Origin of the sequence: Streptomyces rectiverticillatus (assembly GCF_013394065.1) — a bacterium.
Lineage (GTDB): Bacteria > Actinomycetota > Actinomycetes > Streptomycetales > Streptomycetaceae > Streptomyces > Streptomyces rectiverticillatus.
Genome location: NZ_CP040752.1, coordinates 6,298,888 through 6,320,596, shown reverse-complemented (window position 1 = coordinate 6,320,596; position 21,709 = coordinate 6,298,888). Strand labels below are relative to the sequence as shown.

The window sequence follows — 21,709 nt, the reverse complement described above, 5'->3', positions numbered from 1 at the left end:
ACAGTAGGTGAAGCGACCGGCACGCGCCGTGTGATTGTCGGACTACTCGCTACTCGTCGTCCGTGCCGCCCTCCAGGCTGCCCTCCGTCTCCAGGAAGGCTTCGCGGAGGGCTGCCAGGGTGGCGGCGTCCGGCTTGGCCCACATGCCGCGGCTCTCCGCCTCCAGGAGGCGCTCGGAGATGCCGTGCAGGGCCCAGGGGTTGGCCTCCTGGAGGAAGGCGCGGTTCTCCGGGTCCAGGACGTAGGTCTGGGCGAGCTTGTCGTACATCCAGTCGGGGACGACGCCGGTGGTGGCGTCGTAGCCGAACAGGTAGTCCACGGTCGCCGCGAGCTCGAAGGCGCCCTTGTAGCCGTGGCGGCGCATCGCCTCGATCCAGCGGGGGTTGACCACGCGGGCGCGGAAGACGCGGGAGGTCTCCTCGACCAGGGTGCGGGTGCGGATCGTCTCGGGGCGGGTGGAGTCGCCGATGTACGCCTCCGGGGCCTTGCCGCGCAGGGCCTTGACCGTGGCGACCATGCCGCCGTGGTACTGGAAGTAGTCGTCGGAGTCGGCGATGTCGTGCTCGCGGGTGTCCGTGTTCTTGGCCGCGACCGCGATGCGCTTGTACGCCGTCTCCATCTCCTCGCGGGCCGGGCGGCCTTCGAGGCCGCGGCCGTAGGCGTATCCGCCCCAGACGGTGTAGACCTCGGCGAGGTCGGCGTCGGTGCGCCAGTCGCGGCTGTCGATGAGCTGGAGCAGGCCCGCGCCGTAGGTGCCCGGGCGGGATCCGAAGATGCGGGTGGTGGCGCGGCGCTCGTCGCCGTGGGCGGCGAGGTCGGCCTGGGCGTGGGCGCGGACGTAGTTCTGCTCGTCCGGCTCGTCCAGGGAGGCCGCGAGCCGTACCGCGTCGTCCAGCAGGCCGATGACGTGCGGGAACGCGTCGCGGAAGAAGCCGCTGATGCGGAGCGTGACGTCGATGCGGGGGCGGCCGAGCTCCTCGAGGGCGACGGGCTCGAGGCCCGTCACGCGCCGCGACGCCTCGTCCCACACCGGGCGGACGCCCAGCAAGGCCAGGGCTTCCGCGACGTCGTCGCCCGCCGTGCGCATCGCGCTCGTGCCCCACAGCGACAGGCCCACCGACTGCGGCCAGTCGCCGTTGTCGGTGCGGTAGCGCTCCAGGAGCGAGTCCGCGAGCGCCTGGCCGGTCTCCCACGCGAGGCGGCTGGGGACGGCCTTGGGGTCGACGGAGTAGAAGTTGCGGCCGGTCGGCAGGACGTTGACCAGGCCGCGGAGGGGGGATCCGGAGGGGCCGGCGGGGACGAAGCCGCCCGCCAGGGCGTGGACGGCGTGGTCGAGTTCGGCGGTCGTGCCGGCGAGCCGGGGGACGACCTCTCGCGCGGCGAAGTCCAGGATCTCGGCGACCTGTTCGCCGTGGCCGGCGGCCACGGCGGGAACGGCGGCGCGGTCCCAGCCTGCTTCCTCCATGGCCTCCACCAGGGCGCGGGCCTCGGCCTCCGCCTCGTCCGCGCTCGTGCGCGTCGCCGCCGACTCGTCGAGGCCGAGGGCCTCGCGCAGGCCCGGCAGCGCGGACTTGCCGCCCCAGATCTGGCGGGCGCGGAGGATGGACAGGACGAGGTTGACGCGCGCCTCGCCGGTGGGCGCGCCGCCCAGGACGTGCAGGCCGTCGCGGATCTGGGCGTCCTTGACCTCGCACAGCCAGCCGTCGACGTGCAGCAGGAAGTCGTCGAAGCCGTCGTCGTCCGGGCGCTCCTCCAGGCCCAGGTCGTGGTCGAGCTTCGCGGCCTGGATGAGGGTCCAGATCTGGGCGCGGATCGCGGGGAGCTTGGAGGGGTCCATCGCGGAGATCTGGGCGTACTCGTCGAGGTGCTGCTCCAGGCGCGTGATGTCGCCGTAGGACTCGGCGCGGGCCATGGGCGGCACGAGGTGGTCGACGAGCGTGGCGTGGGCGCGGCGCTTGGCCTGGGTGCCCTCGCCGGGGTCGTTGACGAGGAAGGGGTAGACCAGCGGCAGGTCGCCGAGGGCGGCGTCGGGGCCGCAGGCTGCGGACAGGCCGGCGTTCTTGCCGGGCAGCCACTCCAGGTTGCCGTGCTTGCCGAGGTGGACCATCGCGTCGGCGCCAAAGCCCCCGTCCTCGCGAGAGGCCGCGATCCAGCGGTAGGCGGCGAGGTAGTGGTGCGAGGGCGGCAGGTCGGGGTCGTGGTAGATGGCGATGGGGTTCTCGCCGAAGCCGCGCGGCGGCTGGATGAGGATCAGCAGGTTGCCGCGGCGCAGGGCGGCCAGGACGATGTCGCCCTCGGGGTTGCGGCTGCGGTCGAGGAACATCTCGCCCGGCGGCGGGCCCCAGTGCTCCTCGACGGACTCGCGCAGTTCCTGCGGCAGCTTCCCGTACCAGCGCTTGTAGTCGGCGGCGGGGATGCGGACGGGGTTGCGGGCGAGCTGCTCCTCGGTGAGCCAGTCCTGGTCGTGGCCGCCGGCCTCGATGAGGGCGTAGATGAGCTCGTCGCCGTCGCCGGACTCCAGGCCGGGCACGGCCTCGTCGCCGAAGTCGTAGCCCTCTTCGCGCAGGCGGCGCAGCAGGGCGACGGCGCTGGCGGGGGTGTCGAGGCCGACGGCGTTGCCGATGCGGGAGTGCTTGGTGGGGTACGCGGAGAGGACGAGCGCGATCCGCTTCTCGGCGGCGGGGATGTGGCGCAGCCGGGCGTGGCGCACGGCGATGCCGGCGACGCGGGCGGCGCGCTCGGGGTCGGCGACGTACGCCGGGAGGCCGTCCTCGTCGACCTCCTTGAAGGAGAACGGGACGGTGATGATGCGGCCGTCGAACTCGGGCACGGCGACCTGGGTCGCGGCGTCGAGCGGCGAGAGGCCCTCGTCGTTCTCCTCCCACGCGCTGCGCGGGCCGGTCAGGCACAGGGCCTGCAGGATCGGCACGTCGAGCGCGGCGAGGGCGCCGGCGTCCCACGACTCGTCGTCGCCGCCGGCCGAGGCCTCGGCCGGCTTGGTGCCGCCGGCGGCGAGGACGGTGGTGACGACGGCGTCGGCGCCGCTCAGGGCCTCGATCAGCTCGGGCTCGGGAGAGCGCAGCGAGGCGACGTACAGCGGCAGCGCGCGGCCGCCGGCGTCCTCGACGGCGCCGCAGAGGGCGTCGACGAAGGCGGTGTTGCCGCTCATGTGGTGGGCGCGGTAGTAGAGCACGGCGACGAGCGGGCCGCCGGCGCCGTCCGCCCGCGGGGTGCGCTCCAGCTCGCCCCAGGTGGGGGCGGCGGCGGGGGGCTCGAAGCCGTGGCCCGTGAGGAGCACCGTGTCGGAGAGGAACCGGGCGAGCTGTTCGAGGTTGGCCGGTCCGCCGTGCGCGAGGTAGGCGTGGGCCTCCGCGGCGATGCCGATGGGGACGGTGGAGGCCTCCATCAGCTGGGCGTCGGGGGCCTGTTCGCCGGTGAGGACGACGACGGGGCGGTCCTGGGCGAGCAGCAGGTCCAGGCCCTCCTGCCAGGCGCGGACGCCGCCCAGGAGGCGGACGACGACGAGGTCGGTGCCCTCCAGGAGGCCCGGGAGGTCGTCGAGGGCGAGCCGGGCGGGGTTGGCGAGCCGGTACGGGACCGGGCCGCCGTGAACAGCAGCCGCGCGGGCGCTGAGCAGGTCGGTGTCGGACGTCGACAGGAGAAGGATCACGCGGCGCTCCCCAGGGCTTCGAGGGTCGCCCGGGGTGCCCGGCACCGGAATGTGCGCATGCGGCGGCAAGCCTTCCTCGGGGTCCGCGCCCCGGGCGGTTGGAGGACGGCGGGAGTTCCTGACTCGCCCGGCAGGGGTGCCGGGCTCACAGTGGCGGGACCGTGCCGGAGTCTCACCGGCTTCCTCCCCTGTCGCCGTCGCTGGCGTTTGGCGGAGCGGCGCCCGCGCGAGCGAGCACTGTTCCACCGCTGAGCATAGTAAAGCCCTGGCAGGAGGCGGTACGGGAGAGTGGAGTGCGTCCGGTACGGCAGACTGCAGGGCGTGCGGTACGCAGCCGTGCGCCGGATACGGGCGTCGGTATGCTCGCCGCCATGTCCACCACCCCCGCACCTCCCCCGGGCCGGGCCGGCTCCGGTGCCGGAACACCCGCCGCGGGGCCCGTCCGCGAGCGCGGCGACGCCTGCCCCGGCGCGCTGCGCCTGCACTCCGCGGACGACGGTGCGCTGGCCCGTGTCCGGCTGCCCGGCGGGTTGTTGACGGTCCGTCAGGCAGAGGTGCTGGCGGGAGTGGCGGACGAGCTGGGGGACGGGCACCTCGACCTCACCTCGCGCGGCAACGTCCAGCTGCGCGGCCTCGCCGCCGGCTGCGGCGGCACCGTCGCCGGGCGGCTGCGGCCGCACGGCCTGCTGCCGTCGGACCGGCACGACCGGATCCGTAACGTGGCGGCCTCTCCGCTGTGCGGGCTGGACGGTCGGCACCAGGATTCCGGTTCCGGCCCGGGGACGGCTCCGCCGCAGGCCGGCGCGGCCCCGGCCGGCGTCCAGGCGTGGGCCCGTGAGCTGGACGGACTGCTCTGCGCCGACGACGTCCCCGGAGTCTCCGCCGATCTGACCGGCCTCTCCGGCAGATTCCTCTTCGGGCTGGACGACGGGCGGGGCGACATCGTGGCGCTCCGGCCCGATGTGACATTGATCGCAAGCGGCGCCGGGCAGGCCGGCCTGTGCTTCGGCACGGCCGGTCCCGGCCTGCGGATCTCCACCGCGGACGCCCCGCGCGCGGCCGTCCTGGCGGCGGCAGAGTTCCTGGCGGCGCTGGAGGCGTACGGGAGTGCGGCCTGGCGCGTACGGGAACTTCCGCCGGAACAGCGGCCGACCGCAGCCGGGCTGGCGGAGCGGCTCACCGCGGCGGGCATCGCCTGCACCCCGCTGCCCCTCCCCCGGCTCCCTCTCGGCGACCCGCCCGCACCAGGCCTGGTGACGGGCCACGGCGGCCGCCGCGCGCTGTCGGTGACGGCACCGCTGGGGCGGCTGACCAGCGCTCAGTGGCGGCTCGCCGCCCGCGTGGCCGCCGAGGAGGGGAACCAGGAGCTCCGGGTGACCCCCTGGCGCGGCCTCGTCGTCCCCGGACTCCCTGCGCACAAGGCCCCGCAGCTGCTGGCGGCCCTCGCCGACGCCGGGTTCGTCACCTCCGCGGAGTCCCCCTGGCACCGCGCGGGCGCGTGCGCCGGGCGCCCCGGATGCGCCAAGTCCCTCGCGGACGTGCGGGCGGACGCGGCGGAGTGCCTCGCCGGCGGGCAGCCTGCCGGTGCGGCGGCGGCGCTGCCGGTGTACTGGTCCGGCTGCGAGCGGCGCTGCGGCCGGCCGGGCGGCGGCCGCTGGGTCGACGTCCTCGCGACGGGCGACGGCTACGAGGTCTCCCTGCGGGGAAGCGGCGAGCCGGACGGCCCGGTACGGAGGGTGGCGACCGCCGGGCTGCCGGGCGCGGTGGCGGCGGCACGGGTGGCCACGACGGCGACATAGCGGTGCACAGCAGTACACAGCGGCACGAACAAACGAAGCATCAACGAAGCACCACCAGCGAGCGAGGCAGAGTGTTCGAGTACGACAAGGACGGCGCGTCCATCTACCGCCAGTCCTTCGCCACCATCCGCGCCGAGGCGGACCTCGGCGGACTGCCGCCGGACGTCAGCCGGGTCGCGGTGCGCATGATCCACGCCTGTGGGATGACCGACCTCGTACGGGACCTCGCGTACTCCCCGCAGGTCGTGGCCCGGGCCCGCGAGGCCCTGCACGCCGGGGCGCCGATCCTGTGCGACGCGAACATGGTCGCCAGCGGCGTCACCCGCAAGCGCCTGCCCGCGGACAACGAGGTGCTGTGCACCCTCACCGACCCGTCCGTGCCCGACCTGGCCCGGCGCATGGGCACCACACGCAGCGCCGCCGCGCTGGAGTTGTGGCGCGAGAAGCTGGACGGCGCGGTGGTGGCCGTCGGCAACGCGCCCACCGCCCTGTTCCGGCTCCTGGAGATGGTGGCCGAGGGCGCGCCGCGCCCGGCCGCCGTCCTCGGCATACCGGTCGGCTTCATCGGCGCCGCCGAATCCAAGGACGCCCTGGCCGGCAGCCCGCTGGGCCTGGAATACCTGGTGGTGCGGGGGCGGCGCGGCGGCAGCGCCATGGCCGCGGCCGCGATCAACGCGATAGCGAGCGAGGAAGAGTGAGCGAGCAGCAGCATCCGCAGACGACGGGCCGGCCGGGCCGGCTGTACGGGGTGGGGCTCGGCCCCGGCGACCCGTCGCTGATGACCGTACGGGCGGTCGAGGTCATCACGGCGGCCGACGTCGTCGCGTACCACAGCGCCCGGCACGGCCGCTCCATCGCGCGGTCCATCGCCGAACGCCACCTGCGCCCCGGCCACATCGAGGAGCGCCTGGTCTACCCCGTCACGACGGAGACCACGGACCACCCCGGCGGCTACCGGGGCGCCATGGAGGAGTTCTACGAGGAGGCCGCGGCGCGGCTGGCCGCGCACCTCGACGCCGGGCGCACGGTGGCCGTGCTCGCGGAGGGCGACCCGCTCTTCTACAGCTCCTACATGCACATGCACAAGCGCCTCGCGGACCGCTACCCCACCGAGGTCGTCCCCGGCGTCACCTCCGTGAGCGCCGCGGCGGCGCGGCTCGGCGAGCCGCTCGTCGAGGGCGAGGAGGTGCTCACGATCCTGCCCGGCACCCTGCCCGAGGAGGAGCTCGCGGCGCGGCTCGCCTCCACCGACTCGGCCGTCGTCATGAAGCTCGGCCGCACCTTCCCCGCCGTGCGCGGTGCGCTGGAGCGGGCGGGCCGGCTCGACGAGGCGCGCTACGTCGAGCGCGCCACGATGAGCGGCGAGCGCACGGGGCGGCTCGCCGACGTGGACCCGGAGTCGGTCCCGTACTTCTCGGTGGCCGTGCTGCCGAGCCGCGTGGACGCCGAGCCCGGTGCGGAACGGGGCGAGGTCGTGGTCGTCGGGCTCGGCCCGGCCGGCCCGCTCTGGCTCACGCCCGAGGCGCGCGGGGAGCTGGCGGCCGCGCAGGACGTCGTCGGCTACAGCACGTACGTGGACCGGGTGCCCGCGCGGCCGGGCCAGCGGCGGCACGCGTCCGACAACAAGGTGGAGTCCGAGCGCGCCGAGTTCGCGCTGGACCTGGCGCGGCAGGGGCGGCGCGTCGCGGTCGTCTCCTCGGGCGACCCGGGGGTCTTCGCGATGGCCACGGCCGTCCTGGAGGTGGCCTCCGAGGGCCCGTACCGCGATATCCCGGTGCGGGTCGTGCCGGGCATGACCGCCGCCCACGCGGCCGCCGCGCGGGCCGGTGCGCCGCTCGGCCACGACTACGCGGTGATCTCGCTCTCCGACCGGCTCAAGCCGTGGGAGGTCATCGCGGAGCGGCTGCGGTCCGCGGCCTCCGCGGACCTGGTCCTCGCCCTGTACAACCCCGGCTCGCGCAGCCGCGTCTGGCAGGTCGGCAAGGCACGCGAACTGCTCCTGGAATTCCGCTCCCCGGACACCCCGGTGGTCCTGGGCCGCGACGTGGGCGGCCCCGAGGAGAGCGTACGCATCGTCCGCCTCGGCGAACTCGACCCGGCCGAGGTCGACATGCGCACGATCCTGCTGGTGGGCTCGACCCAGACCCGGGCGGTCCGCCGCACGGCGGAAGGCTCCCCCGAGGAGATCGTCTGGACGCCGCGACGGTATCCGGAGGGGTGACGCACGGGTAACGGTGGGCCCGGCGTTGTGGCTGCGCGCCGCAGCGGCGGATCCAAGGGGCCGGGGGCGCCCCTTGACCCGGCCGGCGAAGGGTGGGCGGGCCCGCACCCTACCCTTCCGCCGCAACGGCGGTCGGCCACGATGCACGTGCCCGGCGGTGCCGAAGCTCAGCTGAGGGTTGTACGCCACCGCTGAGGTTGTGCGGCACCGCCGGTCTTCACCATCGTGGTCACTCGCCACGGCGGCGGACTCAAGGGACCGGCCCGGTCCCTTCCACCCGGCTGGTGAGGGGGCGGATCCGCACCTCCCGCCCACCGCGACGGTGAACAGCACGACGTACGAGGCCGCCGGTGCCGAAGCCCGGGTAGTCGTCAGGCGCCCGGCAGGGGGAGGTGGCGGAGCCACTGGATCGCGTCCGCCGGGCCGGAGGCCGTGGGCACGCCCGGCGGCGCCGGAGGTCGCCGCACCACCACCACCGGGATGCCCGCTTCGCGGGCCGCCGTGAGTTTGGCCGATGTTGCCGCCGCCCCGCTGTCCTTCGTCACGAGGACGTCGATGCGGTGCCGCCGGATCAGTTCGCGTTCGGCCTCGACCGTGAAGGGGCCCCGGTCCAGGAGGATCTCCATGCGGGCCGGTGCCGGGGGCTCGGGGGCGTCGACGGAGCGGACGAGGAACCACAGCCGGTCGAGGTGGGCGAAGGCGGCGAGGCCCATGCGGCCGGTGGTGAGGAAGATGCGCTCGCCCAGCGCGGGCAGTGCCGCCGCGGCCTCCTCCAGCGAGCCGGTCTCGTGCCAGTCGTCGCCCGGACCTGCGACCCAGCCGGGGCGTCGGACGGCGAGCAGGGGAACATGGACCTCTGCGGCGGCCTGCGCCGCGTTGAAACTGATCGTGCCGGCGAAAGGATGGGTGGCGTCGATGAGCGCGTCCACCTGCTGCTCGCGCAGCCACCGGGCGAGGCCGCTCGGGCCTCCGAACCCCCCGATGCGGACCTGCCCTGCGGGCAGCCTCGGCTCGGCCACGCGCCCGGCGAGCGAGCTGGTGACCCGCAGCGCGGGATCGGCTGCCAGCCCGGCGGCGAGCTGCCGCGCCTCGGTCGTGCCGCCCAGGATCAAGATGTGGCGCTCGGCGCTCACGACGTGCCCTTCTCTTCGCGTTTCTCTTCGCGTTCGGGTCGCGGCCGATTCCGCCCCGCCGGTCTCCCCCATTGTGATTGTTCGCCGTCGCGGCGGGAAATTCCCCCGGAGCGCTCGATGACCGACGTCACCGAAGCGGCCGGCGCCACGGCCGGCGAGGTCACCGGCAAGGTCACCGGCGGGCGCACCGCGCAGCTGCAGCACACCGGCCTGCGCCACGGCTGGACCACGGGCGCCTGTGCGACCGCCGCGACCACCGCCGCGTACACCGCCCTGCTCACGGGCGAGTTCCCCGACCCCGTGACGATCACCCTGCCCAAGGGGCAGACGCCCGCGTTCGCGCTCGCCGCGGAGGAGCTCCGCGAAGGCGCGGACGCATGCGACGGCGGCCGTTCCGCCATGGCCGGCATCGTCAAGGACGCCGGTGACGATCCGGACGTCACGCACGGCGCGCTGATCCGTTCGACGGTGCGGATCCTCCCGCCGGGTTCCGGCGTCGTGTTCCGGGCCGGGCCGGGCGTCGGCACCGTGACCCGTCCCGGGCTGCCCCTGGACGTGGGCGAGCCCGCGATCAATCCCGTGCCGCGGCAGATGATCCGCGACCACGTCGCCGGGGTCGCGGCCCGGTACGGCGGTACGGGGGACGTCGAGGTGGAGGTGTCGGTCGATCACGGCGCGGAGATCGCGCGCTCCACCTGGAACCCGCGCCTGGGCATCCTGGGCGGCATCTCGATCCTGGGCACGACGGGCATCGTCGTGCCGTACTCGTGCTCGGCGTGGATCGACAGCATCCGGCGCGGCGTGGACGTGGCCCGGGCGGCGGGCCGCCGCCACGTCGCGGGCTGTACGGGTTCGACGTCGGAGAAGGTGGCCGTGGCCGTGCACGGCCTGCCGGAGGACGCCCTGCTGGACATGGGCGACTTCGCGGGGGCGGTGCTCAAGTACGTCCGCCGGCACCCGGTGGACCGGCTCACCGTCGCGGGCGGTTTCGCCAAGCTCTCGAAGCTGGCGGCGGGCCACCTCGACCTGCACTCGGGCCGCTCGCAGGTGGACAAGGGCTTCCTCGCGGAGCTGGCCCGGCACGGCGGCGCAGGCGAGGAGCTGGCGGCCTCGGTCACCTCCGCCAACACGGGCCTGGAGGCCCTGCGGCTGTGCGAGGCCGCGGGCGTCCCGCTCGGCGACCTGGTCGCGGCCGCGGCCCGCGAGGAGGCCCTGGCGGTGCTGCGCGGCGCGCCCGTCGCGGTCGACGTGATCTGCATCGACCGCGCGGGCACGATCGTGGGCCGCGCGGAGCCCGCAGGCCCGCGCGGCGCTCACGGGCGGGGTTAGCGCAGCGTGTTGAGCGCCGTGGCGGCGGCCGCGGGCTTGTCCTTCACCGGCTTCGGGAGCGCACCGCAGAACTCGCCCTCGAACATGTTCTCGAAGGGCGGGCTCTCGTTGAGCCAGTCACCATTGATGTTGAAGGTGAGCATGTGCTTGCCGTCGCGGGTGCCCGCGGACCCGCTGAGGGAGCCCCAGACGACGCCGTCGTGCCCGTACACCTGCACGCCGCAGGACAGCTTGCGGGAGATGATGCCGAGCCCGTAGGTGTAGTGCTCGCCCGTCTCGACGGTCGTGAGCATCGCGTCGAGCTGCTTCTTGGGCAGCAGCTTGCCCTGCAGCAGCGCGCTGTAGTAGCGGTTGAGGTCGCCGCTGGTGCTCACGACCTCGCCCGTGGCGCCGGACCAGGACGGCCGGTACTCGGTGGCGTCGTAGATCTCCGGACCCGGGTTCGGCACGTAGAGCTTGGAGTAGCCGACGGGGTGCGGCGCGGGCAGCTTCGGGTCGGTGCCGGGGAAGGTGGTCTCCTTCAGCCCCAGCGGCTTGACGATGCGCCGCTCGACCTCGCGGGCGTAGGGGTTCCCGGTCACCTTCTCGATGATCATGCCGCCGAGCACGAAGTTGGTGTTGGAGTACCGCCAGCCCTTGCCGGGCTCGAAGTCCGGGCCGTACTTGATGCCCATGGCGACGATCTGCTCGGGCGTCTTGATGTCGTAGCGGTGCTCGAAGAAGCCGGGGCCGTTCATCTCCTTGTCCCACTCCGGGGTGTACACCATGTCGTGCACGCCGCTGGTGTGGTTGAGGAGCTGACGAATCGTGATCTTGCCGGCGTCGTAGCCGTTGCCCTTGACGACGCCGGGCAGGCGGCGCTCCAGGGAATCGTCGAGGCTGAGCTTGCCCTCGGCCTCCAGCTGCAGCAGGACCGTGGCGACGAAGGACTTCGTGATGCTGCCCGCGCGGAAGTGGTCGGCGGCGGTGCGCTTGCGCTTCGTGGCGGTGTCCGCGTAGCCCGCGGAGCCGGACCAGGTGCCCTTGGGCGTACGGGCCTCGGCGGCCACGCCCGGCATGCCGGCGGCGACCAGGCCGTTCAGGGCCTCCTGCGTGGCGGCGTGGGCCTGGTCCGCGCCCGGCGCCGTCGCGGCGGCGGCCGGGACGACCGCCGTGCCGACGACCGCGGTCGCCGTGAGGGCGACGAGCGTGGCCCTCAGGACCTTGGATACATGCTGCGACATGCGCTTCCCCCCTGGGAAATGGTGCGGCAGGACGACCAGCCACATGATCATTTGGGGGTAAGCATAGGCCGCCCCTCAGCCGGCGCAGCGCCCCTGGTCCCCGGCCCGCTCCCGGTCCGCCGAGTAGAGGTAGCTGTCGGGAAACTGCTCCGCGGCCAGCGTGCGGCCCACGACGATGACCGCGGTACGGACCACGCCGGCCTCCTTCATCTTCCCGGCGATGTCGGCGAGCGTGCCGCGCAGGACCAGTTCGCCGGGGCGGCTGGCCATGGCGACGACGGCGGCGGGGCAGTCGGGGCCGTAGTGCGGGAGGACCTCGGAGACGATCCGCTCGGGGTAGCGCGCGGCCAGGTGCAGGACGAGCAGGGCGCCGCTGCGGCCGAGGGTCGCGAGGTCCTCGCCGGGGGGCATGGGCGTGGCCTGCTGCGAGATGCGCGTGAGGATCACGGTCTGGCCCACCGTCGGCACGGTCAGCTCGCGGCCCAGCGCCGCCGCGGCCGCGGCGAAGGCGGGGACGCCCGGCACGATCTCGTACGGGATGCCCGCCGCGTCGAGGCGGCGCATCTGCTCGGCGACGGCGCTGAACACCGAGGGGTCGCCCGAGTGCAGGCGCGCCACGTCGTGACCCGCCTCGTGGGCGCGGACGAACTCCTCGGTGATCTGGTCCAGGTTCAGCCCGGCCGTGTCCACGAGGCGGGCGTCCGGCGGGCACTCGGCGAGGAGTTCGCGCGGGACGAGGCTGCCCGCGTACAGGCAGACGCCGCAGCGCGCGAGCGTGCGGGCGCCGCGCACGGTGATGAGGTCGGCGGCGCCGGGGCCTGCACCGATGAAGTACACGGTCATGGCTGGGGTTTCTCCTTCGTGTGCGGGTGTGCGGTGGGCCGGGGGCGGGGTGGGGCCGGCCCTTCCGGGGCTGCATGATTTACGGCAACCGCCGACGCCCACGGCAGCCCGGACCACGCCGCAAATCACGCTTCACGCCCCTCCCAGGGCCGGCCCCACCCCGCCCCCTCCCGTCCGCCCTCCGGCTGCTGCGAGCGGGCCGCCGCGTCCTTTGGCCACCGACCACTGCGTGACCGGCATGGCCTGGCGCCAGCCCGTGAAGCCGCCCACCGGGACGGCGTGTGCGACGGCGAGGCGGGTCAGTTCGCCGCCGTGGCGGCGGTACCACTCGGTGAGCAGCGCCTCGGATTCGAGGGTGACCGTGTTGGCCACCAGGCGGCCGCCCGGGGCCAGCGCTTCCCAGCAGGCGGCCAGCAGGCCCGGCGCCGTCAGGCCCCCGCCGATGAAGACCGCGTCCGGGGCGGGCAGTTCCGCGAGGGCGGCGGGCGCGGCGCCGGTGACCACGCGGAGGGCCGGGACGCCGAGCGCTTCGGCGTTGCGGGTGATGCGGGACGCCCTCACGGGGTCGCGCTCCACGCTGACGGCCCTGCAGGTGCGGTGCGCCCGCATCCATTCGATCGCGATCGAGCCGGAGCCGCCGCCCACGTCCCACAGGAGCTCGCCGGGGGCCGGGGCCAGGGCGGCGAGTGTGGCCGCCCGTATGTGACGCTTCGTCAGCTGTCCGTCGTGCTCGAAGGCGTCGTCGGGCAGGCCGGGCGTGAGCGGGAGCCGGAGGGCGCCGGGGGTGCGGCGGCAGGCGACGGCGATGACGTTCAGGGCGTCGCCCGGCGGGTGCGGCCAGTCCTCGGCGGTGCCCTCGACGCGGCGCTCGGCCGGGGCGCCGAGCTGCTCCAGGACCGTCATCCGGCTCGGGCCGAAGCCGCGCGAGCGCAGGTGCGCGGCGACCTCGGCCGGGGTGTCGGCGCCCGCGCTGAGGACGAGCAGCCGGCGGCCGTGGTGCAGGGACGCGGTGAGCGCGGCGAGCGGGCGGCCGACGAGGCTGACGACCTCCGCCTCTTCCAGCGGCAGCCCGAGCCGGGCGCACGCGTACGAGACTGAGGAAGGGTGCGGGAGCACGCGGAGGGCGGCCGGGCCGGCGACGTCGGCGAGGGTGCGGCCGATGCCGAAGAACATGGGGTCGCCGCTGGCGAGCACGCACACGCGGCGCCCGGCGTACGCGGCCAGCAGGCCCGGGACGGCGGGGCGCAGCGGGGAGGGCCAGGCGACGCGCTCGGCCGGGCACTCGCCGGGCAGCAGGTCCAGCTGGCGCGGGCCGCCGATGATCACCTCGGCACCGCGCAGGGCCTCCTGCGAGACCGGGGCGAGGCCGGGCCAGCCGTCGGCGCCGATGCCTACGACGGTGACGGCGGGGTCGGGGCTCACGGGCTGATACCTCGGCATTCGCTGCGGGCGGGGGCACGGGAACTCTACTGACCAGCGACGAACAACAACCAGCCGGGCCCCGGCCCCCACACCGGGCACGGGGCCGCCGCCCTCGTCGCGTACGGTTCCGCGGCCCCCTTCGCGTAAGGTCCGCGGCCCGGCGACGCCCCGGCGGTCCCCGCCGACCCGGCACCGCCGGACCACCACATGAGGGCTGACCACCGCCGCGGCGGAAGAACAAGGGGGGAGGCCCCACGACGTGGGGGCCGGCCACCGCCGCGGCGGAAGAAACGGGCGCGGCCCGGCGGTGACCGTCGAGCCGTCAGGTGTTGAGCGTGCGGGTCCCGGCGGAGTCGACGCGGCCGCCCAGGGAGACCATGCCCGCCCCCTCGTCGCGGGTGCGGATCACCGACGCCCGGCCCTGGCTGATCGTCAGGTCGCGTTCGAGCGTGGCCGTCAGGGACAGGGCCGCCGCACCCGTCGCCTCGTCCTCCGTGATGCCGTCGCCCCGGCGTGGGAAGCCGCGGGCGCGGACGTGGCCCGTCGTTTCGTTCTGCCAGGCCCAGGCGTAGAGCCAGCCCTCGCCGGGCAGCGGTGACGGCAGGGCGTCGACGTCGGCCGGCGTCGCGTACTGCTGGAGGCGGCGGCCCGTGGCCCAGGACGCGCGGGCGCGGATCCACGTGGCGCCGTCCGCCGTCCAGGACGGCACGTCACCGGCCGGCGGCCGCAGCACGTCCGCCGCGTACCCGTGCTGCCGCAGCAGCCACGCCACGCCCACCAGCGGATGCCCGGCGAAGGCCAGGCGCCCGCTCGGGGTGCGGATGTCGACGACGCCGCGCGCGGCGTCGTCGACGAACACCGTTTCGCTGAAGCCCAGTTCCGCGGCCAGCCGCTGCCGTTCCGCCGTGTCCGGAACGGCCGGCCCGTCGGTGACGACTCCGAGGGGGTTGCCCCCGGCCACCCCGGCGACCCCGCCCGGGCGGCCGGTGAACACCCGCAGGACGTGAACGTCCACGCCCGGCTACCAGCCGGCCGGGCTGTAGTCCTTGAGGAAGCAGCCGTAGAGGTCCTCGCCCTGCTCGCCCCGGACGATCGGGTCGTACACGCGCGCGGCGCCGTCGACCAGGTCGAGGGGGGCGTGGAAGCCGGCCTCGGCGAGCCGGACCTTGTCCGGGTGGGGCCGCTCATCCGTGATCCAGCCCGTGTCGACGCTGGTCATGAGGATGTTGTCGGTCTGGAACATCTCCTCGGCGCTGGTGCGCGTGAGCATGTTCAGCGCGGCCTTGGCCATGTTGGTGTGCGGGTGGCCCGCACCCTTGTAGCCGCGGCTGAAGACGCCTTCCATGGCGGAGACGTTCACCACGTACTTGCGGCGCGCCGGCGACGCGGCCATCGTCGGCCGCAGCCGGTTGACCAGGACGAACGGTGCGGTGACGTTGCACAGCTGCACTTCGAGCAGCTCGACGGGGTCGACCTCGCCGACGGCCTGGATCCAGGTGTTGGTGGCGTCCAGGTCGGGGACGAGGCCCCCGGCGTCGATGGCCGTGCCGGCCTCGACGCGGGCGAGGGACGCGGAGCCGCTGGTGAGCGCGAGCTCGGTGAGGGCCTGCGGGGTGAGCTCGTCGTGCTTGCTGCCGGCGGGGGCGGGCAGCGCCGGCTGGGCGCCGCTGCCGAAGGCGCCGAAGACCTCCGAGGCGGGCAGCTCGCCGGCGGGCAGCGGTGCGGCCTCGGCGCTGATGAGCTCGCGGTAGGCGGCCGGGGTGCGGCGGACGGTCTGGGCCGCGTTGTTGATCAGGATGTCGAGCGGTCCCTCGGCGCCGACGGAGTCGGCGAGGGCGACGACCTGCGCCGGGTCGCGCAGGTCGATGCCGACGACCTTGAGCCGGTGCAGCCAGTCCGCGCTGTCCTCCATCGCCTTGAAGCGGCGGATGGCGTCGTTGGGGAAGCGCGTGGTGATCGTGGTGTGCGCGCCGTCGCGGAGCAGCCGCAGCGCGATGTACATGCCGATCTTGGCGCGGCCGCCGGTGAGCAGGGCCCGCCGGCCGGTCAGGTCGGTGCGGGCGTCGCGGCGGGCGCGGTTCTCCGCCGCGCAGGGCTGGCAGAGCTGGTGGTAGAACGCGTCGACCTCGGTGTAGCGGCCCTTGCAGGTGTAGCAGGACCGGGGGCGCTCGAGGATGCCGACGATCTGGGTGGTGGCGGTGGCGGCGAGCGGGATGCCGCGGGTCTCGTCGTCGATCCGGTCGGCGGCGCCGGTGGCCGTGGCCTCGGTGACCGACTTGTCGTGGGCGGTCTTGGCGGCCCGGCGCTCCTGGCGGCGGCGCTGCTTGACCGTGCGGTAGATGCCGGACGTGGCCCGGCGGACGGCAATGGCGTCGGGGTGGTCGACGGGCAGCTCGTCGAGCTCCTTGAGCACGCTCAGGCAGACCGCCATGCGCTCGGGGTCGATGCCGGGCCCGTACTCGCCCTCTGTGTCTGCGCCTGCGCGGCTGCCTTCAGTGACCTCGGTGACCGTCATCGCCGCTGCTGTGTCCCAGTTCGTCTGTTCGAATGAAGCTTCCAGGGAACTGTACGTAGACAGCGGTGGTGGCACCAAACCCGCAGGCGCGAGCGTTGCGGCACAGGATACGCACCCGTCCCCCGCGCCGCATGCATCACATACCACTTATTGGGTCTTCCGGGTTAATTATGCCTTTCAGCGCCTATATCGGACCAATCTCCACAGTTACACCGGACACAATTGCCGCTCACCACCCATGAGAAAGGTTTAGCCATGTCGCGTATCGCCAAGGCCGCCGCCCTGACCGTCGCCGCCGGCGTCGCCGTGACGGGCGCTGCCGGAGTCGCCTCCGCAGGTTCCGGAGCGAACGGCGCGGCCGTCGGCTCGCCCGGCGTCATCTCCGGCAACGTCATTCAGGTCCCGATTCAGGTGCCGATCAACCTCTGTGGCAACACGATCGACATCGTCGCTCTCCTGAACCCGACCTTCGGCAACACCTGCGTCAACGCCGACTAGCGACCCCCGCGCTCGGGTGGGACCACCGGACCCACCCGCGCGGCCGGCGCGGGAAGGGTCACAGTCAGCCGCCGGAATCCTGACCTGCGCTTTCGTGGCGCCCATCACGTTCTTCGTGGTGGGCGCCACGGTCGTGTGCGGCGCCCTCGCGACCGTCCCCGCCGTCGTCCGCCGCGGAGCGGCCGCCCGGCCGCTGGGCGCCGGGGAGATCGGGTATCTCCACGACGGGCGGAAGGTCGGGGGTCAAGTGCGTATGCCCTGAGGTCATCGCTGGTGCCTGCCTTGTCGGAGGTCCTGGGGAAAGAGCCGGAGGTCCCGGACCGGGGTCAGCCGGGGGCCGGGGTGCGCTGCGCGGTCCCGGCGGGACCGAGCTCGTCGCGCAGCCGCGCGCAGGTCCGGCTGAGGATGCGGGATATCTGCATCTGGGAGACGCCGAGGCGCGCGCCGATCTGCTTCTGGGTGAGGTTGCCGAAGAAGCGCCAGTACAGGACGTACTTCTCCCGCTCGGGAAGCGCCCTCAGCAGCGGTTTGAGGGACTGGCGGTCGACGACGAGGTCCAGCGCCCGGTCCACGCCGCCGAGGGTGTCGGCCAGCGGGAGGTCGTCGGCGCCCAGGACCGGGTGGTCCAGCGACAGCGTGTTGTGCACGCCCTCGGCGGCCAGGCCCCGGCGCACCTCGTCCTCGGACAGGCCGCACTCCGCGGCCAGCTCGGCCGGGCTCGGCCGGGTCCGGGCGCCGCGCTGGCCGAGGGCCGCCTGGGCGGAGCGCACGGCCGTGCGCAGCTCCTGGTCGCGGCGCGGGATGTGCAGCGACCAGGCGTGGTCGCGGATGTGCCGCTTGAGCTCGCCGACGATGGTGGGCACGGCGAAGGTCTCGAAGGCGTGGCCGAGCCGCGGGTCGTACCGGTCCACGGCGTTGACCAGCCCCAGCGCCGCGACCTGCCGCAGGTCCGCGGGGCTCTCGCCGCTGCTGCGGAAGCGCAGGCTGATGCGCTCCGCCATGGGCAGCCAGGCGGCGATGACGTCCTGCCGCAGCCGTTCGCGCTCGGCACCGGCCGGCAGTTCCGCCATGCGGGCGAAGGAATCGGCGGTGTCGGGGGCGTCCCGGTTGCGCCGGCGCATCGTCTGGGCCATGGTCACGGTCCTCCTCGCTCCCGAGCAAAAGGAGTGCCTGCCGGCCGGAAGCACCTTCCGGTAGTTGCGGCTGCCCCCGCGGGGCACCTGCAAACAGGTCGGCGGGTCGCCCCGGCCGTGCCGCGGGGCGGTGGCCGGGGGGCCGGCCACGTCCTCCAAGGATCACCCGGCGGGCCCGTTCCCGCGACCCGGAGCGCCGGGGGTGGCACACACGGTGACGGTGCGCCCGGGTGGTGGCGGGACGGCGGGGGCCGGAGGGGCCGCACAGCCGGCCGGAGGGACCGAAAACCCGGCCGGACAGCCCCTACGCGGGGAGGCCGAGTGCTGGAAGCGTTTCCCGTGCCCGGTGGCGGGTACCCGGCACGCGTCCCGAGGAGGCCGTACATGCCCGAGCACGCCGACCGCACCGCCGGACCGCGACCGGACGGCCCCGCCGACGAGGAACTGGCGGCGCTCGACGCGCACTGGCGCGCCGCGAACTACCTGGCCGCGGGCCAGATCTACCTGCTGAGCAACCCCCTGCTGACCGTGCCCCTGGAGCCCGAGCACATCAAGCCCCGCCTGCTCGGGCACTGGGGCACCTCCCCCGGCCTCAACCTCATCCACACCCACCTCAACCGCGTCGTCAGGGCGCGGGGGCTGGACGCCGTCTGCATCTGGGGGCCGGGGCACGGCGGGCCGGCCGTCCTCGCGAACTCCTGGCTGGACGGCAGCTACAGCGAGGTCTACCCGGACGTGGGGCGCGACGCCGACGGCATGGAGCGGCTGTTCCGCCAGTTCTCCTTCCCCGGCGGAGTGCCCAGCCACGTCGCCCCCGAGACGCCCGGCTCCCTCCACGAGGGCGGCGAGCTGGGCTACTCGCTCGCCCACGCCTACGGCGCCGCCCTCGACAACCCGGGCCTGCTCGTGGCGTGCGTCATCGGCGACGGCGAGGCGGAGACGGGGCCGCTGGCCGCGTCCTGGCACGCGAACAAGTTCCTCGATCCGGTGCACGACGGAGCGGTCCTGCCCGTCCTCCACCTCAACGGCTACAAGATCGACAACCCGGCGGTGCTGGCCCGGCTGCCCGAGGGCGAGCTGGACCGGCTGCTGCGCGGCTACGGCCACGAGCCGATCCACGTCGCCGGGGACGATCCTTCCGAGGTGCACCGCGCGCTCGCCCACGCGATGGACCGGGCCCTGGACCACATCGCCCTCGCCCAGCGCGCGGCCCGCGAGGAGGGCGTGGCCGACCGGCCGCACTGGCCGGTGATCGTGCTGCGCACCCCCAAGGGCTGGACCGGCCCGGACGAGGTCGACGGCCTGCCCGTCGAGGGGACCTGGCGCTCCCACCAGGTGCCGCTGGCCGGGGTGCGCGACAACCCCGACCACCTGCGGCAGCTGGAGCGCTGGCTGCGCTCGTACCGGCCGGAGGAGCTCTTCGACGAGGACGGGCGGCCGCGCCCGCAGGTCCTCGCCCACGTACCGGAGGGCGAGCGGCGGCTCGGTGCCAACCCGCACGCCAACGGCGGCCTGCTCACCCGCTCCCTGCCGCTGCCCCCGCTGGAGCACTACGCAGTGCCCGTCGACAAGCCCGGCGCGGCGCTGCACGAGCCGACCCGGGTGCTCGGCGGCCTGCTGGCCCAGATCATGGCCGACACGGCGGGCAGCCGGAACTTCCGCGTCGTCGGGCCGGACGAGACGACCTCCAACCGGCTCGACGCCCTCTACGCGGCCACCGGCAAGGCGTGGCAGGCCGCAGTGCTGCCCGTCGACGAACACCTCGCCCACGACGGCCGCGTCATGGAAGTGCTCTCCGAACACCTCTGCCAGGGCTGGCTGGAGGGCTACACCCTCACCGGCCGGCACGGCCTGTTCTCCTGCTACGAGGCGTTCATCCACATCGTGGACTCGATGGTCAACCAGCACATCAAGTGGCTCAGGACCGCGCGCACGCTGCCCTGGCGCCGCCCCGTCCCCTCCCTCAACTACCTGCTGACCTCGCACGTATGGCGCCAGGACCACAACGGCTTCTCCCACCAGGACCCCGGCTTCGTCGACCACGTCCTCAACAAGAGCCCCGAGGTGGTGCGGGTCTACCTCCCGCCGGACGCCAACACCCTGCTGTCGGTGGCCGATCACGTGCTGCGCAGCCGTGACTACGTGAACGTCGTCGTGGCGGGCAAGCAGCCCTGCTTCGACTGGCTCGGCCTCGACGAGGCCCGCGCGCACTGCGCCCGCGGCGCGGGGATCTGGGAGTGGGCGGGCACGGAGAACGGCGACCGGCCGCCGGACGTCGTCCTGGCCTGCGCGGGCGACGTCCCCACCCAGGAGGTGCTGGCGGCGGCCGACCTGCTCCGTCACGAGCTGCCCCAGCTCGCCGTGCGGGTCGTCAACGTGGTCGACATGACGCGGCTGCTGCCGCGGGAGGAGCATCCGCACGGGATGACCGACGCGGAGTACGACGCGCTGTTCACCACCGACCGGCCCGTCGTCTTCGCCTACCACGGCTACCCGTGGCTGATCCACCGCCTCGCCTACCGCCGCACGGGCCACGCCCACTTGCACGTGCGCGGCTACAAGGAGGCGGGCACCACGACCACTCCGTTCGACATGGTCGTCCGCAACGACCTCGACCGCTACCGGCTCGTGATGGACGTCGTCGACCGCGTCCCCGGCCTCGGCGTCCGCGCGGCGTCCGTACGCCAGGCCATGGCCGACGCACGCACCCGTCACCACGCGTGGATCCGGGAACACGGGGTGGACATGCCGGAGGTGGCGGACTGGAGCTGGCCGGGGTGACACGAACGCCCCGCGTGATGTGCGTCACCCCGGCGAAGCCTTGACGCTCCGGGCGTGTAATCGATTACCTGACCGGCACGGCAGCGGCACGAAATCGATTACACATCCGGGACCGGGAGGCGCGGCGCCATGGCGAACATCAAGGACGTCGCCGAGCGGGCCGGCGTCTCCGTCGCCACCGTCTCCCGCGTCCTCAACGGCCGCTCGCCCGTGGCCGGGACCCGCGAGCGGGTGCTGGCCGCCGTGGCCGAGCTGGGCTACCGGCCCAACGTCGTCGCCCGCGCCCTGCGCACCGCCCGGACCCGTACGCTCGGGCTGGTCATCAGCGACCTGCGCAACCCCTTCTTCACCGAACTGGCCGACGCCGTCGAGCAGGAGGCCCGGCAGCTGGGGTACAGCCTGATCATCGGGAACGCCGGCGAGAGCCCGGAGCAGCAGGACGACCACATCCGCACCCTCCTCGACCGGCGCATCGACGGACTGCTGGTCAGCTCGGCCGGCACCGGCTCGGCCATGCTCGGCGAGGCCGTCGCCACCGGCACCCCGCTCGTGCTCCTCGACCGCGAGGTGCCGGGCGTCGCCGCCCCGTGCGTACGGGCGGAGGGGCGGTCCGCGCTGACGGAGCTGGCCGCGCACCTGGCGGCGCTGGGGCGGCGCCGGCCGGCCGTCATCGTCGCACCGGCCGGCACGCCCGTCGGGGACGAGCGCCTGGAGTCGTTCCGCACGGCCCTCGCCGCGCACGGCGTCCCCCTGCCGCCCGAGCGCATCGGCTCCTCGCCCGACCTGCGCCCGGAGGGCGGCAGGCAGGTGATGCGGCGGCTGCTGGACCTCGCGGAGCCGCCGGACGCCGTGCTGGCCACCGACAACCTGATGGCGCTCGGCGCCCTGGACGAGGTGCGGGCGCGGGGGCTGCGCGTCCCCTCCGACGTGGCGCTCGTCGCCTTCGACGACGTGGCGTGGTTCGCCCACCTCGACCCGCCGCTGACCGCCGTCGCCCAGCCGACGCGCGAGCTGGGCCGGGCCGCCGTGCACACACTGCTGGAGCGGATCGAGGGGCGCGAGGCACCGTCGGTGCTGCTCCCCGCGCATCTCGTGCGGCGCCGCTCGTGCGGCGAACCGCCGACCGACTGACATCAGGACAG

At 74.4% G+C, this 21,709-nt stretch carries 16 protein-coding genes and 1 riboswitch; of the genes, 8 read left to right on the top strand and 8 right to left on the bottom strand.

All coding sequences use genetic code 11. The annotated features are described in order from the left end of the window. Positions 1–49: 49 nt before the first annotated feature. Positions 50–3,670 carry a cobaltochelatase subunit CobN gene (gene cobN / locus FGW37_RS27410; RefSeq protein WP_179083498.1) on the bottom strand — a complete coding sequence of 1,207 codons (3,621 nt, stop codon included), beginning with the start codon at positions 3,668–3,670 and terminating at the stop codon, positions 50–52. A 112-nt stretch (positions 3,671–3,782) separates the two neighbouring features. Then, a riboswitch (cobalamin riboswitch) is annotated at positions 3,783–3,856 on the bottom strand. Positions 3,857–4,041: 185 nt separating this feature from the next. On the opposite strand from cobN, the gene FGW37_RS27405 reads away from it, so the two are divergent. From FGW37_RS27405 to FGW37_RS27395, 3 genes are all read left to right on the top strand, one after another. Next, positions 4,042–5,469 (top strand): cobalamin biosynthesis protein CobG, encoded by a 1,428-nt coding sequence (locus FGW37_RS27405; RefSeq protein ID WP_246430594.1) that lies wholly within the window; start codon positions 4,042–4,044, stop codon positions 5,467–5,469. 71 nt (positions 5,470–5,540) lie between these two features. Continuing rightward, the gene (locus tag FGW37_RS27400) at positions 5,541–6,167 is read left to right on the top strand and encodes a precorrin-8X methylmutase (RefSeq protein ID WP_179083496.1); all 627 of its coding nucleotides are present in this window, start codon (positions 5,541–5,543) and stop codon (positions 6,165–6,167) included. After that, on the top strand, positions 6,164–7,690 hold the full coding sequence (locus tag FGW37_RS27395) for a precorrin-2 C(20)-methyltransferase (protein WP_179083495.1): 1,527 nt from the start codon (positions 6,164–6,166) through the stop codon (positions 7,688–7,690). Before FGW37_RS27400 ends, FGW37_RS27395 begins: the two co-directional genes overlap by 4 nt. Before the next feature lie 371 nt (positions 7,691–8,061). On the opposite strand, the gene FGW37_RS27390 is transcribed toward FGW37_RS27395, so the two are convergent. After that, positions 8,062–8,823 carry a cobalt-precorrin-6A reductase gene (locus FGW37_RS27390; protein WP_246430593.1) on the bottom strand — a complete coding sequence of 254 codons (762 nt, stop codon included), beginning with the start codon at positions 8,821–8,823 and terminating at the stop codon, positions 8,062–8,064. Positions 8,824–8,940: 117 nt separating this feature from the next. Between FGW37_RS27390 and FGW37_RS27385 the strand changes: the two genes are divergently transcribed. Continuing rightward, entirely contained in the window at positions 8,941–10,152 is a 1,212-nt protein-coding gene (locus tag FGW37_RS27385) for a cobalt-precorrin-5B (C(1))-methyltransferase (protein ID WP_179083493.1), read from the top strand. Here FGW37_RS27385 and FGW37_RS27380 read toward each other — a convergent pair. From FGW37_RS27380 to FGW37_RS27360, 5 genes are all read right to left on the bottom strand, one after another. Then, entirely contained in the window at positions 10,149–11,375 is a 1,227-nt protein-coding gene (locus tag FGW37_RS27380) for a serine hydrolase domain-containing protein (protein ID WP_179083492.1), read from the bottom strand. The two genes, FGW37_RS27385 and FGW37_RS27380, sit on opposite strands and share 4 nt — an antisense overlap. A gap of 75 nt (positions 11,376–11,450) precedes the next feature. Beyond that, positions 11,451–12,218, bottom strand: a complete 768-nt coding sequence (gene cobM, locus FGW37_RS27375) for a precorrin-4 C(11)-methyltransferase (protein WP_179083491.1) — start codon at positions 12,216–12,218, stop codon at positions 11,451–11,453. Between the two features lie 132 nt (positions 12,219–12,350). Beyond that, positions 12,351–13,658 (bottom strand): precorrin-6y C5,15-methyltransferase (decarboxylating) subunit CbiE, encoded by a 1,308-nt coding sequence (gene cbiE / locus FGW37_RS27370; protein ID WP_179083490.1) that lies wholly within the window; start codon positions 13,656–13,658, stop codon positions 12,351–12,353. 304 nt (positions 13,659–13,962) lie between these two features. Next, positions 13,963–14,655, bottom strand: coding sequence for a PhzF family phenazine biosynthesis protein (locus FGW37_RS27365; protein ID WP_179083489.1), 693 nt, complete (start codon positions 14,653–14,655; stop codon positions 13,963–13,965). A 6-nt stretch (positions 14,656–14,661) separates the two neighbouring features. After that, positions 14,662–16,155, bottom strand: a complete 1,494-nt coding sequence (locus FGW37_RS27360) for an SDR family NAD(P)-dependent oxidoreductase (protein ID WP_179083488.1) — start codon at positions 16,153–16,155, stop codon at positions 14,662–14,664. 255 nt (positions 16,156–16,410) lie between these two features. Here FGW37_RS27360 and FGW37_RS27355 point away from each other — a divergent pair, with 255 nt between their 5' ends. Continuing rightward, a complete protein-coding gene (locus FGW37_RS27355) occupies positions 16,411–16,653 on the top strand; it encodes a chaplin (RefSeq protein ID WP_179083487.1) in 243 nt (80 codons plus the stop codon). Positions 16,654–16,747: 94 nt separating this feature from the next. Then, a complete protein-coding gene (locus FGW37_RS27350; protein WP_179083486.1) occupies positions 16,748–16,915 on the top strand; it encodes a hypothetical protein in 168 nt (55 codons plus the stop codon). 64 nt (positions 16,916–16,979) lie between these two features. Here FGW37_RS27350 and FGW37_RS27345 read toward each other — a convergent pair whose 3' ends face one another. After that, positions 16,980–17,786 (bottom strand): SigB/SigF/SigG family RNA polymerase sigma factor, encoded by an 807-nt coding sequence (locus FGW37_RS27345; protein WP_179083485.1) that lies wholly within the window; start codon positions 17,784–17,786, stop codon positions 16,980–16,982. Between the two features lie 384 nt (positions 17,787–18,170). On the opposite strand from FGW37_RS27345, the gene FGW37_RS27340 reads away from it, so the two are divergent. Continuing rightward, positions 18,171–20,567, top strand: coding sequence for a phosphoketolase family protein (locus tag FGW37_RS27340; protein ID WP_179083484.1), 2,397 nt, complete (start codon positions 18,171–18,173; stop codon positions 20,565–20,567). Between the two features lie 129 nt (positions 20,568–20,696). Further along, positions 20,697–21,698 (top strand): LacI family DNA-binding transcriptional regulator, encoded by a 1,002-nt coding sequence (locus tag FGW37_RS27335; protein WP_179083483.1) that lies wholly within the window; start codon positions 20,697–20,699, stop codon positions 21,696–21,698. Positions 21,699–21,709 lie beyond the last annotated feature (11 nt).